The 15469-nt window shown below is 38.9% G+C and carries 12 protein-coding genes; 9 read left to right on the top strand and 3 right to left on the bottom strand.

Annotation, left to right across the window (positions count from 1 at the left end):
- Positions 1-136: 136 nt before the first annotated feature.
- From rbfA to M0R21_05350, 3 genes are all read left to right on the top strand, one after another.
- Positions 137-490 (top strand): 30S ribosome-binding factor RbfA, encoded by a 354-nt coding sequence (gene rbfA, locus M0R21_05360; protein ID MCK9617245.1) that lies wholly within the window; start codon positions 137-139, stop codon positions 488-490.
- Positions 490-1296 carry a class I SAM-dependent methyltransferase gene (locus M0R21_05355; GenBank protein ID MCK9617244.1) on the top strand — a complete coding sequence of 269 codons (807 nt, stop codon included), beginning with the start codon at positions 490-492 and terminating at the stop codon, positions 1294-1296. The genes rbfA and M0R21_05355 overlap by 1 nt, the downstream gene beginning before the upstream one ends.
- Before the next feature lie 62 nt (positions 1297-1358).
- The gene (locus M0R21_05350) at positions 1359-2597 is read left to right on the top strand and encodes an FtsX-like permease family protein (protein MCK9617243.1); all 1239 of its coding nucleotides are present in this window, start codon (positions 1359-1361) and stop codon (positions 2595-2597) included.
- Between the two features lie 58 nt (positions 2598-2655).
- On the opposite strand, the gene M0R21_05345 is transcribed toward M0R21_05350, so the two are convergent.
- Entirely contained in the window at positions 2656-2814 is a 159-nt protein-coding gene (locus M0R21_05345) for a hypothetical protein (GenBank protein MCK9617242.1), read from the bottom strand.
- A 19-nt stretch (positions 2815-2833) separates the two neighbouring features.
- On the opposite strand from M0R21_05345, the gene M0R21_05340 reads away from it, so the two are divergent.
- Positions 2834-4372 (top strand): YifB family Mg chelatase-like AAA ATPase, encoded by a 1539-nt coding sequence (locus tag M0R21_05340; protein MCK9617241.1) that lies wholly within the window; start codon positions 2834-2836, stop codon positions 4370-4372.
- An 8-nt stretch (positions 4373-4380) separates the two neighbouring features.
- Here the strand turns inward: M0R21_05340 and M0R21_05335 are convergent, their stop codons facing one another.
- Positions 4381-6282 carry a class II glutamine amidotransferase gene (locus tag M0R21_05335; protein ID MCK9617240.1) on the bottom strand — a complete coding sequence of 634 codons (1902 nt, stop codon included), beginning with the start codon at positions 6280-6282 and terminating at the stop codon, positions 4381-4383.
- Between the two features lie 306 nt (positions 6283-6588).
- Positions 6589-8292 (bottom strand): M2 family metallopeptidase, encoded by a 1704-nt coding sequence (locus tag M0R21_05330; protein MCK9617239.1) that lies wholly within the window; start codon positions 8290-8292, stop codon positions 6589-6591.
- Positions 8293-8789: 497 nt separating this feature from the next.
- On the opposite strand from M0R21_05330, the gene M0R21_05325 reads away from it, so the two are divergent.
- The 5 genes from M0R21_05325 to M0R21_05305 form a co-directional block, all read left to right on the top strand.
- Positions 8790-11102, top strand: a complete 2313-nt coding sequence (locus tag M0R21_05325) for a T9SS type A sorting domain-containing protein (GenBank protein MCK9617238.1) — start codon at positions 8790-8792, stop codon at positions 11100-11102.
- Positions 11103-11150: 48 nt separating this feature from the next.
- The gene (locus tag M0R21_05320; GenBank protein ID MCK9617237.1) at positions 11151-12077 is read left to right on the top strand and encodes a glycosyltransferase family 2 protein; all 927 of its coding nucleotides are present in this window, start codon (positions 11151-11153) and stop codon (positions 12075-12077) included.
- Between the two features lie 80 nt (positions 12078-12157).
- Positions 12158-12814 carry a DNA repair protein RecO gene (locus M0R21_05315; GenBank protein MCK9617236.1) on the top strand — a complete coding sequence of 219 codons (657 nt, stop codon included), beginning with the start codon at positions 12158-12160 and terminating at the stop codon, positions 12812-12814.
- Between the two features lie 8 nt (positions 12815-12822).
- Positions 12823-15000, top strand: a complete 2178-nt coding sequence (locus M0R21_05310; GenBank protein ID MCK9617235.1) for a YfhO family protein — start codon at positions 12823-12825, stop codon at positions 14998-15000.
- The coding region (locus M0R21_05305) for a class I SAM-dependent methyltransferase (GenBank protein MCK9617234.1) at positions 14991-15469 on the top strand (479 nt) is incomplete at its 3' end. The genes M0R21_05310 and M0R21_05305, both read left to right, overlap by 10 nt.

The following is a 15469-nucleotide window of genomic DNA, read 5'->3' as shown; positions in this document are numbered from 1 at the left end:
AGTTACTCTTTTTCCTGCCCGGTTATTTTAAACGCAAAACAGGGAAATATTCTTACTTTTGTTAACCGGATTGCTTCCACATTTCCTGCCAGCCGTGGAGATAATTAAAAGAACATTTATTTAATATTTTTGCACTATGGAAAGTACACGTCAGCAAAAAATTGCACGTTTGATGCAAAAGGAATTAGGGCTAATATTTCAAACCGAAAGTCGTAACCATTTTCAGAGCGCCCTTATCACAGTTACAAAGGTTCATGTAACCAGCGACCTGTCGTTAGCAAAGGTTTATCTGAGTCTTTTCGGAATGAAGGATAAGAACGCCCTGTTTGAACAAATAGAAAAACACCATCGCGAAATACGCCATGCTCTTGCCCAGCAGGTAGGTAAACAATTAAGAGTGGTCCCTGAACTCGAATTTTTTATTGACGATTCACTCGACTATATCGAAAAAATTGAAAACCTGCTTAAAAATAACGAAACACCTTCCTGATGCAATATGATCCTATAAAACATACACTGGGGAAATTTTTCAACAAGGCTCCCCTGTTGCGTAAATTATTCTATCGCATGCTCGATTTGTTGCTACTGCGTACCTGGCACATTAAAAAAGAAATCCGGCTATGGGCAAAGTTTCACAGGGATGAAGCCCGCCTCTTAGATGCAGGCTCGGGTTTTGGGCAATATTCCTTTTTCTTATCCGGAATAAATAAAAGATGGACTATTCATGGCGTGGATGTTAAAAACGAGCAGATAAACGACTGCAACACATTTTTTACAACCATTGGCAAACGCAATACCTCTTTTTCTTTCTGCGACCTTACTACTCTTTCCGAAACGGAACGTTACGACCTGATTCTTTCCGTTGATGTTATGGAACATATTCTAAAAGACGTTACCGTTTTCGAAAATTTTCATCGTGCATTGAATCCTGGTGGAATGGTACTTATTTCTACCCCTTCCGATCAGGGAGGTTCTGATGTGCATGAGCACAGCGGCGGCTCATTCATCGGGGAACATGTACGCGACGGATATAACATTTCCGAAATACAGGAAAAACTGCAAAAAGCAGGGTTCGCCCGCACCGAAGCATATTACCAGTATGGCTGCCCTGGTAAAATTTCATGGAAACTTTCAATGAAATTTCCTATACAGTTGCTAGGAGTTTCAAAACTCTTTTTTATTGTCTTGCCTGTTTACTACCTGATTACCTTCCCTTTTTCGCTGCTGTTGAACTATTTTGATGTTAAAGGCGCTCATAAAACCGGAACAGGCTTAATTGTAAAAGCATGGAAGTAATATCCTAATTTGATAATAGTTTATTAATTTTATCACTAATAATTAATCATTTATAATCCCCCGTGCACCTGCCGTTTTACATAGCCAAACGATATTTTTTTGCAAAAAAGTCGCACAACATCATCAATATCATTTCGGGTATTTCGGTGGCAGGAATTACCGTGGGAACTATGGCATTGGTAGTGGTGCTTTCGGTGTTCAACGGGTTCCAGCAGTTGGTGGAATCGCTCTTCAATACATTTAACCCCGACCTGGTGATTACTTGGAAGGAAGGAAAAACATTCAATGCATCCTCAATTCCTGCCGAAAAGTTGAAAAAGTTATCTGGCGTGATAAAATACACCGAGGTAATCGAAGAAAATGCCCTTCTTCGTTACCACGAAAAGCAGTTTATTGCCACCATTAAAGGTGTAAGCAGCGGTTTTAAAAAAGCGAATCCACTTGACACTATGCTTGTGGAAGGCGATTTTGTATTGGAAGACGGGGAAACAGATTATGCAGTAATGGGCGCCGGAATAGCGTATTACCTGAATGTACAACTGAACGATTTTAACACACCCCTGATGGTTTACGTTCCGCGCAGAGGCAGCAATGTTTCACTTAATCTTGAAGAAGCGTTCAATAGTGAGGCTATTTACCTGTCGGGTATTTTTTCCGTGCAACAGGATTTCGATACCAAATATCTTTTGGTTCCAATTCGTTTTGCACGCAGACTGCTCGATTACGACCAGGAACTCACCTCGATAGAACTTTCACTGTCAGATAAAATCTCTCAGGACAAGATACAAAAGCAAGCAGAGACATTGTGTGGTAAAGATTTTGTTGTAAAAAACCGTTTTCAGCAACAGGAAATGCTTTACCGTATCATGAAATCAGAAAAATGGGCAATTTTTCTAATCCTTGCTTTTATTCTCTTCATAGCGGCATTTAATGTAGTAGGCTCTCTTTCCATGCTTATTCTCGACAAGACCGAAGATATAGGCATACTACGCAACATGGGAGCCGATAACAGACTTATCAAAAATATTTTCCGCACTGAAGGTTTACTCATTTCGATAGGAGGTGCTTTGTTGGGTCTATTTTTCGGATTTATTGTTTGCTATCTGCAACAGCAGTTTGGCATCATACGGTTGCAGTCTGCCGACAGCACTTTTGTGGTAAATGCCTATCCTGTTAAGATGCAATGGATGGACTTCCTTTCTGTTTTTGCCACCGTGCTTGCTTTGGGAATTGTAGCAGCCTGGTTTCCCGTGCGCAGGTTGGGCGAAAAACAACTCAGAAATTTTACATCCAAAAACTGAAAGCTATTTATTAACCTGAGTTCGGGATAAAATATGTTTTGTATAACCCATCAGGGTTTTAATATCCATAGAAAGTTATGAAGAAGCCGAAAGTTTCGTAAAACTCGACCCTGCCGTAAAAGCCGGTAGGATGGGTTACAAAATTCATCCCTGGTGGGTGGTTACCGGTAGTAAACTTTTTTAGCTTCATTGCATCCTGTCGAAATAATTTGTACATTGCCGACAAAAAAAGAAATATGCTTGTTAAAACCTTCGGTAGCACTATTCATGGCATCAATGCCATTACCATTACCGTAGAAATAAACATGGAACCCGGCGTGCAGTTTTTTATGGTAGGACTGCCCGATAACGCTGTAAAAGAAAGCCATCAGCGTATTGAAGCTGCGCTGCGCAATACCGGCTATCGCTTTCCGGGCAAAAAAATAATCATCAACATGGCTCCTGCCGATATCCGGAAGGAAGGTTCGGCTTACGACCTTACGATTGCAGTAGGCATACTTGCTGCCTCCGAACAGATAAAAGTTGAGAGAATAAATGAATACATCATCATGGGCGAACTGTCGCTCGACGGAGGATTTCAACCCGTAAAAGGAGCACTGTCTATTGCCATTGAGGCACGAAACCAAGGATTTAAGGGAATAATCCTTCCCCGGCAAAATGCAAGGGAAGCTGCCATTGTAAACGATCTGGAGGTGTATGGAGTGGAAAATATCAGGGAAGTCATTGATTTTTTTAATGAAGAAAATATCCTGGAACCGGTAACTGTAAATACACGGGAAGAATTTTATAACCATCTTAACGAATACGAATTTGATTTTTCTGATGTTAAAGGGCAGGAAAACATTAAACGTGCTCTCGAAATTGCGGCAGCAGGCGGACATAATGTAATACTGATCGGTCCTCCCGGTGCTGGCAAAACCATGCTGGCAAAACGCCTGCCGTCTATTTTACCTCCACTCAACCTGTACGAAGCCCTTGAAACCACTAAAATACATTCGGTAGCCGGCAAAATGCAAAAAGATGCTTCCCTGATTTCTATCCGTCCCTTTCGTTCGCCACACCATACTATAAGCGACGTAGCATTGGTAGGTGGAGGTGGAAACCCCCAACCCGGCGAAATTTCGCTTGCACATAACGGTGTTCTTTTTCTTGATGAACTTCCCGAATTCAAACGTACAGTATTGGAGGTGTTGCGACAACCACTGGAAGATAGAGAAGTAACTATTTCCAGGGCAAAATCAACGGTAGCCTACCCCGCCAGTTTCATGTTGGTAGCAGCCATGAACCCCTGCCCCTGCGGGTATTATAATCACCCCGAAAAAGATTGTGTCTGTCCGCCGGGTTTGGTACAAAAATACCTGAACAAAATTTCCGGTCCTTTAATGGACAGAATTGATATTCACGTGGAAGTGGTTCCGGTGCCTTTTCGCGAACTATCCGACTCAAGAGCTTCTGAAAAAAGTGAAAAAATTCGCCATAGGGTTGTTGCCGCCCGTCAAATTCAGGAACAACGTTTTACCGATGTAAAAGGAGTATATTGCAATGCACATATGTCGAGCAAACTGCTCAGGCAGGTGTGCGAAATTAACGAACCCAGCAGGCAGATATTAAAAAATGCCATGGAAAAACTGGGGCTGAGCGCCAGGGCATACGACAGAATTCTAAAAGTATCGCGTACCATTGCCGACCTGGAAAACAGCCCGGAAATACAAACCGAACACCTTGCCGAAGCCATTCATTTTCGCAGTCTTGACCGCGAAAGCTGGGGAAGCTGAAAATCGCCTTAGTAGGCTCTTTCATTTTTCCCTTCAATAAAATTGATAAAGGCTTTATTCACAACTTTATTTCCACCCGCAGTAGGATAATTTCCCGTAAAATACCAGTCACCGGTATGCTTCGGACATGCCAGGTGCAGATTTTCGATAGTTTGGTACACAATTTTCACTTTCGCCTTTACGTTGTTCGCAGTTACTAATTCGGCTATTTTTTGCGAAAGCTGTTCGGTGGTAAACGGTTTGTAAATTTCTTTTACATAATTAACAATTTGTTCTTTTGGAAGGTTTTCCTGTCTTTTCGACTTTTGATATATTTCATTGATTATGTGTTCCTGATGGGTTTCCTTAAGCAGTACAATGGCGGCATTAAATGCAACAAAGTCCGTAAGTTTAGCCATATCTATTCCGTAACAATCGGGATAGCGGATTTGCGGAGCCGATGAAGCTATTACAATGGACTTGGGTTGTAAACGGTCAAGAATACGTAAAATACTCTTTTTTAAAGTAGTTCCGCGAACGATGGAATCGTCAATCACTACTAGATTATCAATGCCGCTACGCAGAACGCCGTAGGTGATGTCGTACACATGGGCTACTAAATCGTTTCGCTGTTTGTCCTGGGTAATAAACGTCCTCAGTTTGACATCTTTTACTGCAATCTTTTCCACCTTGATTTTCAGTGAAAAAATGGCGTCTAATTTTTCAGGGGAAATGTCGCCCTGCAATTGCAATATTTTATCTTTTTGAATGGAGGTGCAGAAATCGCGAAGAGCTTCCACCAGCCCGTAAAATGCTACCGCCGCCGTATTGGGAATGTACGAAAATACAGTATTTTCTATATCATAATCAACTGCCTGTAAAATAGGATGGAGCAGTTGCCTGCCGAGCGATTTTCTTTCCCTGTAAATGTCAGCATCTGTACCTCTCGAAAAATAAATCCTTTCGAATGAGCAGGCTTTCCGGGGCATGGGTGCAGTAAAACTTTCTTCAAAAACGATTCCGTTTCGTTTAATAATTAAAGCATTTCCGGGGGTAACTTCTTTGATGGCTTCCACAGGGACATTAAAAGCCGTTTGTATTGCAGGACGTTCGGAAGTTACAACAACTATTTCGTCGTCCTGGTAAAAATAAGCCGGACGTATTCCTGAAGGATCGCGCATTACAAAAGTATCGCCGTGTCCTAATAATCCCGCCATAACATAACCACCATCCCAGCGTTCGGCAGACTCACGCAAAACATGGACAAGGTCAATATTTTCGGCTATGAGCGCAGAAATAGCCTTTTTTTCAAATCCCTCACTTTTGTATTTCTGGTATAATTTTTCATTTTCCACATCCAGAAAATGCCCAATTTTTTCGAGCATAGTCAGGGTATCGGTGGTTTCAACTGGATGCTGCCCCAATTCAATCAGTTTATTGAACAGCTCATCCACATTGGTAAGGTTAAAGTTCCCGGCAAGGACAAGATTACGCGTCATCCAGTTATTTGCCCGTTTTACGGGATGCAGGTTTTCAATCCGGTTTTTCCCGAATGTTCCGTAACGAAGATGTCCAAGGAAAAGTTCGCCTGTAAAATCCATGTTTTGTTTCAGCCACTGAATATCGTGGATCTGGTTCGGAAACTTTTCTGTAAGTTGCTGAATATTATCATATAACCCTTTAAAAATATCGTTAATAGAAGCCGGAGAATTGGAACGCAGCCGGTTAATGTATTTGCTGCCGGGGGGCATATCCAGTTTGATACATGCAATTCCTGCCCCGTCCTGCCCGCGGTTGTGCTGTTTTTCCATCAGCAGGTGCAGTTTGTGCAACCCATAAAATGCAGTTCCGTATTTCGAAAGGTAGTATTCAAGGGGTTTGCGGAGCCGGATTACCGCAATGCCACATTCATGATGAATTGCTTCGCTCATTAAATCAATAAATTAAAAACAAGTTTGCCTTCGTTTTTCAAACTTCAAAAGTACACAATCTTCATTACCCTGACTATGTATAACAAGGTTCTTTTGCCTTTTTTTAGGCTCTCTTAATGATGGTCGGCAAACCCGGCTTGCGGTATTGTCTCAGATTTTGTGTAAATAACAAAGAGGAGATGCTAATTGGTTTTAGATTAATAAAGTAACAGAAAATACATTTACACTAAAGCATACGAAGCTTGATTTATAATAAAAAAGGCTGCTTCCTTTCGGTTGCAGCCTTTTTTATTTATCGGGAACTCGTTAATTAACAAATTGCTTTGCGTAATATTTTGCGGTAAGTTTTTCACCGGTGGCTTTTTCAATCATATCATTCCAATAATATTTACTTCCGGGTTGAAATACTTTTTCGATAAGATATTTTCCAACTTCGGGGTTATTGAAGAAATCCTGGTTTTTCATGTCTTCAGACTTCAGAATATTAGTTCCGATGTAATGGTATAACTGCGAGGCAAGCAATTCTCCAAGCAGGTAATTGTGATAATAGCACGGAGAAGTGGCAATATGAATTTTGGAAGCCCAGTCGGGTTCATTGCGTCCGGCGGGAGGTTTCACCATCTGATATTTTTCTACCAAGGTCCACCAAAGTGCATTAATGTCCTGATCAGGGTTGGTATAGAGTTGTTTTTCAAAATTATACATTACCTGTGCCCAGCGGCTGAACACCAATTGTTCGAGACGAAGAGTTTTAAAACAATCTTCACTGATTTTGTTTTTTTCTTCTTCCGGAATATTCAATATATCTTTCATCCACTGTGGGTTGGAGGCAAAGCGTCCAAACATTTGTGCGATTGCTTCTGTAGTAAAAATATGCGCAGGGTTCCGCAATGAAAAGGGCAAACTATTGTCAATATATTTGTCGTAGGCGGCATGTCCGTTTTCATGTAACATCGTATTCATCCATTTGGAGTTCGGTTTTATGTTGCACAACACTCTAACATCCCCGTTATTATCAATGTCAATACAGTAAGCATGCTGATTTTTACCGGGTTTTTCAAACAGGTCGCTGCGCGAAATCACGTCGCTGATGTCAATGCCCATACTTTTATAATATGTATCTGTTAATTTAACAAGGTTTTTTCCTGTGTAATATTGATCGAGATTGGTTTTATAAATTGTTGGAGCTTCCTGGAAAAAACGGTTTTGATAATGCCAGGGCATCAGTTTTTCTTTTTTAATGTTGAATTTTTTAGCAAGATAGTCATCTATTTCAGATTTTACCTGGGCGAAAGCCGGACGGGTAAGGCTGTCAAGTTCTGTAAAAATTTTTTCAATTTCCTTCGGGTCTTGCTCGCTAAGCTGGAGACTCATCTCGTGATAATTGCTAAATCCAAGTTCTTTAGCCACTTCGTTACGAAGTTTCACCAGTTTTTTAATGTCTTCGCCTACAACTGTCCCGATTTTTTTATGTGCCATCCAAGCGTTTTTACATTCGTCGGAATTTGTTGAGGTTTGCAATACGGATTCAATGTCATTATCCGATAATTGTTTCCCATTTATTTCTGCTCTGAAATTGGAATATTTTTTTTCAATTTCGGTCTGTAACTTGATTATTTCTGCAAGTTTCATCGTATCTACCTGGTTCGAAAGGTAGGCGTTATACAATACATCCAGTTGTCGTTTCATCAGAGGGTCGGAAATAGCATTCGCATCCTTGATTTCTTTAAGTTTTGCAAAATCTTCTTTATTAGCGTAAATATTTGTGAGCTGAATATTTAAGTCCTCTGCCTTTTTGTAATCTTCATCTTTACCCGAAATAGAAGCGTTCCAGTAGGCTAAACTGGCTTCTTTGCTTAGGGGAATAATTTTGGTTTCGTAGTTTTTAATGAAATTTTTTAGTTCTTTTTCCATTTTTGTTTTAGTATTTGAACATCCAACAATTACACCTAATGCTATTGCTACCATTGTCAGGCTTGCAAACCATTGCGAAAAATTTTTCTTTTTCATCCCGTGAATTTTTAAATTATGAATGCTACAAAAGTATAAAAAAGAGCAAATAATGAAATGTTTGCCGATAATTTTACGGTAGGACAAAAAACCTATAGAAGCTTTTATTTATTTGGAATATTACTAATTGGTTTTGAATGTTATTTTTAGGGGAGACTTGGTTTTCAAATTTATTAACCTGTGGTTTAACGATACAGCAAAGATAATTCAAAGCCAAAATGCAGAAGATATTTTTGGTCTTTTCACAGAAGTTGCTAAATGCCGTTGTAGTTTTACAATAAATTCTCCGGATAAGTTCAATACGCAAGTAGTTGATTATTATTAAGCGGTTCTTTTTCAACTATAAATTCATAAGTCGTATCACTATAAATTTGGGTTACAAAAACGTTTTATGCCTGGTAAAACAGCCTTTTTTATAATTTCATTACAATAATTCGATAAAAAAACAGTTTTACTTTCGGTAAAGTGTTGTACTATTGTAGTCTTAAATTTTCTATATGCAAAAATTTAAACCATTTTTTATTGTTTTGGTATTAATTTCCCTATCCTTATCGGCTTTAGCACAGGAAATAGGAATTGACCAATGGCGTGATCATCTTCCCTATAACAAGTGTTTATCAGTAGCCGAAGTGTCACCGGAAATATATTGTGCTACTTACCAAGGGCTATTTTCATTCAATACATCCGATAACAGTATCAGCCGATTAACAAAAGTCAATGGATTATCTGATGTAGGAATCAGTTGGATATCTTACAATAAGGAGCAAAATACACTGCTCGTTGCATATGCCAATACTAATATTGATCTGATTAAAAATGGTACCATTATCAATATCTCAGATATAAAACGCAAAGAAATTTTAGGTAATAAAACCATTAACAAGATTCAATTTGTTGGTAAATATGCTTATTTATGCTGTGGTTTTGGTATTGTTGTGTTGGATGTGGAACGTGAGGAAATTAAAGATACCTGGTATATCGGAGACAACGGGAGTCAGGTCAACGTACTGGATGTTACATTAAACACTACGGACTCTATCATCTGGGCGGCTACCGAGAACGGACTTTTTTATGCGGATTATAACAATCCCTATATTTCGAGCTATACTTCTTGGACCAGGGATACCACAATCGAACTCCCTGACCAAAAATACAATGCGATAGTTTTTTTTAATGGATGTATTTATGCAAATCAAAGTATTAACGATTCTGCTTCAGATATGATGTATAAAAAAACTGAGGGCAAATGGGATAAAGTATTCACAACCAACCAAGCACGATATAATAGCGTAAAAGTTTTTTTAGATAAGCTTGTTAAATGCGGTGACGGGTTTGTTGATATTACCAATACCAATGATTCATTGATACAAAGAATTTATTCTTATGATGGATTGGGATCAATTTGGCCAAGACCCAAAGATGTTCATATAGACACTGACGGAAATATTTGGATAGCCGACAATAGATATGGATTGATTAAAAACTACGACAAGTGGAGTTACAAACAATATCTGCTTAACGGACCTGCCTCTACGAACGTTTATGCCATGAATGCTAAAGGTAATAATGTGTGGGTAGTTTCCGGAGGGCATACCCAATCCTGGGCAAAAACATGGAATAGGGCTGGTATATATGCTTTTACAAATAACAAATGGCAATCATTTAACTCCGATACCGACAATACATTCGATACTATTACCGATTTTGTTTGTGTAGCCGTCAATCCCACCAACCCCAACAAAGCCTATGTCGGAACCTGGGATAAGGGCTTGCTGGAACTTACCGATGGTGCCCTCACCGAAATTTACGACAGCCATAACAGCACTCTGCAAAGAGAAAACATTGAGAACAAATACATTATGGTGGGTGGTGTTTGTTTTGACAATGAAAATAATTTATGGGTAATTTGTTCACATGCAGATATTGCCTTATCAAAACGTACACCCAACGGAATCTGGACTTCTTACGATCTGGGCTCGGCATTAGGTGGACTGGACTTAGGAGCATTATTGGTGGACAATTACGGACAAAAATGGATACTTACCCGAAGCAATAACATCCTGGTTGTTAATGCTGCCAATACTCAGGTGAAAAGATTAACCTCAATAATCGGTAACGGAAATATTCCGGGTAATTTTATTTATAGTATTGCACAGGACAGAGATGGTGCCATTTGGGTGGGAACAGATAAGGGAGTTATAGTGTTCTATTCCCCTGAAAACGTATTTACAGGTCAAAATTTTGATGCGCAAAAAATCTTGCTCGAAGTGGGTGGTTACTGGCAGTATCTGCTCGAAACGGAATCTGTGAACGCCATCGCCATAGATGGAGCCAACCGCAAATGGTTTGGCACGGAAAAATCAGGAGCATTCCTGATGTCTTCAGACGGCACCAAACAAGTTAGTCATTTTACTGAAGAGGAAAGCCCAATATTAGCGAATACCATTTCTTCAATAGCTATTGATGCTGACGGAGAAGTTTTCTTCGGAACAAGCAAAGGAATAGTTTCCTATAAAGGAACAGCTGCCAGCCCAGACAATGACACTACCAAAGTATATGCATATCCCAACCCCGTTCGTGAAGGATTTAATGGTTCAATTACTATCGATGGATTGGCAGATAATTCGGATGTTAAAATAACCGATATAGCAGGTAATCTGGTATATTCAACTAAAGCCAACGGAAGCCGGGCAATTTGGAAAGGGAAAAACTTTGATGGCAGCAGAGCACATTCCGGAGTCTATCTTGTGTTTGCCTCCGACAAAAATGGGTCAAAAACATTGGTAACAAAAATTCTGGTGATTAAATAACCGGATTTCTTTCTATTTTTACTTCCTGTTTTAACCCATACTCCTTTTATGGATATACAACCTGTTTTGTCCATCGTAGTTCCGTTATTCAACGAAGAACCAAACCTTATTCCGCTTTACGAAAAGCTGACTAAAATTACCAATACTATTTCAAATAATTACGAGATAATTTTCGTGGACGATGGTAGCACAGATACTTCTTTTTCCATAATCAAAAAAATCAGCAGCGACGACAAACATGTAAAAGGAATTTCTTTATCAAGAAATTTTGGCCATCAGGCAGCATTAACTGCCGGATTGGAGTCGGCAAAGGGAAAAACAGTGGCGATGATGGATGCCGACCTGCAACACCCGCCCGAACTAATTAAAGAAATGTACGAACTGTATTTACAAGGTTTCGACGTAGTGAATACCAGACGTATGGAAACCAAAGGAAATGGTTACTTTAAAAGCATCTCCTCCCGATGGTTTTATAAATTTTTAAACACCCTCTCCGATTTTCCGATAGAACCCTCATCCGCCGACTTCAGGCTGGTAAGTGCCAAAGCACTGGAAGCTTTTCTACAAATGCGTGAAAGAAACCGGTTTACACGGGGAATGGTTAACTGGGTAGGATTTAAACAAACTTACCTCTCTTATACAGCCTCCGAACGTAATGCCGGTTCTTCAAAATATACCCTGAAAAAAATGCTGAGTCTTGGTTTGAACGGGATAACTGCCTTTTCTTCCAAGCCTTTACGCATGGCTTTTTACGTAGGGTTATTGATTTTTCTTTTTGGCATTATCTATGCAATTTATGCAATTGTAGAATATTTTTCCGGCAAAACCATTCCCGGCTGGACATCAATTTTGCTGTCGGTATTGATAATCGGAGGATTTCAATTACTGAGCTTGGGAATTATAGGAGAATATATTGCACGCATTTTTAACGAAGTTAAAGCCCGCCCTCTGTATTTGATCAAAGAAACCACCTGATAAATTCTTTTCTTATCAAAACGCTGATTTCAACACGGGGAATTGTACTCAGCCGGATTAAATATTCCGAAACCAGTGTTATTGCCAAAATTTATACCGAGCAATTAGGGTTGCAAACCTATCTATTCAAAGGGATGCGTAGCAGACGCTCCAAAACAAAAAGTAACCTGCTTGAGCATCTTTCATTACTCGAAATGGAGGTATATTTTAGTGAAAACACCGAGATACAACATCCTAAAGAAATCAAATCTGCATATGTGTTTCAATCCCTGCCTTTCGATATGAAAAAAAACGCAATCGTTTTTTTCCTTAACGAAATACTGATTAACTCGGTAAGGGAGCACGAAGCCAACCCGCCGTTTTTTCAATTCATTTACGATACAATCATTGAATTAGACACTACAAAAGAAAGTGTGGCTTCTTTTCATCTTTATTTTATGCTCAGGATTTCCCGTTTTCTCGGATTTTTTCCTGCTTTAAACTATTCGGAAGGGAATTGCATATTTAACCTGAACGAGGGAAAATTCCAGCCGGTAGTTCCGGTTGATGAAGACTATTTGCCACCAAGGCTTTCCGGTATATTTTTCCGGTTTATTTCTTCCCCGGAAAAGGAATTTCAGCTTTCGTATGCCGAACGCACTTTGCTTCTCGAAAAGCTAATTGCATATTTTCGCATACATTTGCCAGGTTTTAGAGAGGTAAAATCTCTTCCGGTTTTAAAAACGGTATTAAACTAATTTAGCCTATGCAGGAAATAAAAAAACATATACAAAATGTTTTTTCAAACCCTTACATTGTTCTTTTGCTTGTAACCGTTGCAGGATACTGGTCGGTAGCATCGTTCCAATACTGCGTAAAATATGATATGATTGATTGTTACCTGCCCTGGCGGTATTTTGTGGGCGAAAGCCTTCAGCAGCATCTGTTGCCGTTATGGAATCCTTATTCTGCATTCGGGCAGCCTATTCATGCCGACCCGCAGAGCGGATGCTGGTATCCTTTCGCCTGGATCATTGGCTATTGTTTTGGGTATAACATCTATTCTATTGCATTTGAATTTATTCTACATATTTTCATTGCTGGTGTGGGATTTTATCAACTTATCGGCAAATTGAAAATGCAAAAAAGTGTGGCACTTATCGCAGCCATTTCCTATATTTTGTCCGGGTTTTTTATCGGTAATTCGCAACATCTTACTTACATAATCAGTGGTACATGGATTCCTTTCATCATTGGTGCTTTTATTGACCTGTATCATCAGAAAAATTTTTATAATTCCCTGAAATTAGCCCTGTTTGCTTTTTTACTGGTTACCGGAGGTTACCCGGCTTTTTCTTTCATTTTACTGTATTTCACCGCATTGCTTTTGTTAGGAGGAATATATGTTTTGATCAAAGAAAAAAAAGACAATAAAGGGGCGCTTCGTTTTTTCCTTTTTACGGTATTATCGGGAGTAATGGCATTGCTGATGAGCTGTATAACAATTATATCTGTTTATGGTGTATTGCCATACTTGTCGAGAGGTGCCGGGGTTGACCTGGCATCGGCACAATTGTTTCCAGTTTCTCCACGAGCTTTTATTTCGTTGATTCTTCCTTATGCTCTGGCAAAAAATAAAGCGTATTTTGATACAGATATTTCGATGGCAGATATTTACATGGGGCTACTAATGCTTGTTTTCTTTTTTGTTTCGTTGACCATAAAACATAAACGCTTCATTTGGGTATTGATGGTTTTCGGAGCGGGGAGCCTTTTGGCAGCAATGGGTAAATACTTACCTGTAAGAGAATGGCTTTATCATAATATTCCTTTAATGAACCTCTTCCGGTTTCCCGGTTTGTTTAGGTATTTTACAATTCTGGGATTTTTGGTTTTTGCTTCTGATGCCTTGCAATGCTTTTTTCAACAGCCGGAAAAGTATAAAAGTAAAATTAAATACATATCTTTCACATTGCTTGGAATTATTATAATATTTCCGGTATATCAACTATGTTTCTATACGATGGATTTGCCTTATTTCCTTAAAAGCGGATTTTTCCGGGAAATAAATTATTCAACGATTCACGAACATATTTTTTCCCAGGGAATCATCCAGGCTATTTTTATTATAACCCTGATTTTTATCATAACAAGGTTAAAGAAACCGGCAGTTTTACTTTCTGCAATTTTACTTTTTACTATAGCAGAAACCGTTGTCTGCGCCAGATTAGTAACACCATATACTACTCATGCTTACATAACTACCAAAGAAGTTTCGGAAGTTGAAAAAACATTCCCCAATCAGTTTCCTATTCCTGCAAATCATAGCGTATCCAAAAACACAGACCAAAGTAAAAGCAAAGCCATTTTTTGGAAAAACATGAATATCTTTTACAAACAAATTGGGAAAGAAGGTTTTACACCTTTCCGTTTTTACGGATACGAAATGCTTACCGACAGTTTTCCACGTTTGCTCGATTCCATTACACAAAACATTCCGGTTTATTTATCTTCTGACCTAAAACCACTTTCATCACTTAAAAATCAATACAATTCCGGTAATTTTTCAAGCAAAACACTTTTTATTCTCGACTCATTGTGCATAAAATATAGCGACACTTTAAAACAAACTTTAAACGATTCAGCTTATTTTAGCTCTTTTTCACCTGAAAAAATGATAATTACTGCTCAAACTTCCGAACCGCAAATGTTAACTTTACTACAAAGTAATTTCAATGGATGGAAAGCAACTGTAAATAATAAATCCGTACCAATAATCACTTCTAATTTATTGTTTATGTCGGTACCAATTTCTGCCGGAAGAAATATTGTCGAATTCCAATTTGAGGTGAAACCTGTTGAAGTAGCATTTCTTATTTCGCTTATAAGCATATTCCTGTTTACTACACTTTTTATTATATTAAAACTTAAAAGATGGGCTTAAAAAGACGATTGTATTATGCTGTAAACTCCGATTTACGATATATTATCAGAAAATATTATTACTTACCGATTGATATTTTCGAAAAAATAACACGGAAGCGACATCCGCTTGTGCCTCCCAAAGGATTGATTTTTACAGGAAGAGGAAATTATATTGTGCAGGGAGAGCAATTTCTGGAATATTTTAAAAAATATTGCGGGCTACAACCCAATCATAAAGTGCTGGATGTTGGCTGTGGTGTTGGACGGATGGCGATACCGCTGGTTTCTTACCTCAACACAGAAGGAACGTACGATGGGTTTGATATTGTAAAGAAAGGGATAAGATGGTGCAACACACATTTCCGCAAACAACATCCCAATTTCCGTTTCCATTATGTTGACATTTACAATAAGTTGTACAATGCTAAAGGTGAAACCCAGGCTGAAGATTTCAAATTTCCGTTCAATGACGAAAGTTTTGATTTCGT

It is taken from the genome of Lentimicrobiaceae bacterium, assembly GCA_023227965.1.
GTDB lineage: Bacteria > Bacteroidota > Bacteroidia > Bacteroidales > JALOCA01 > JALOCA01.
This window is presented reverse-complemented; position numbering and strand designations above follow the sequence as displayed.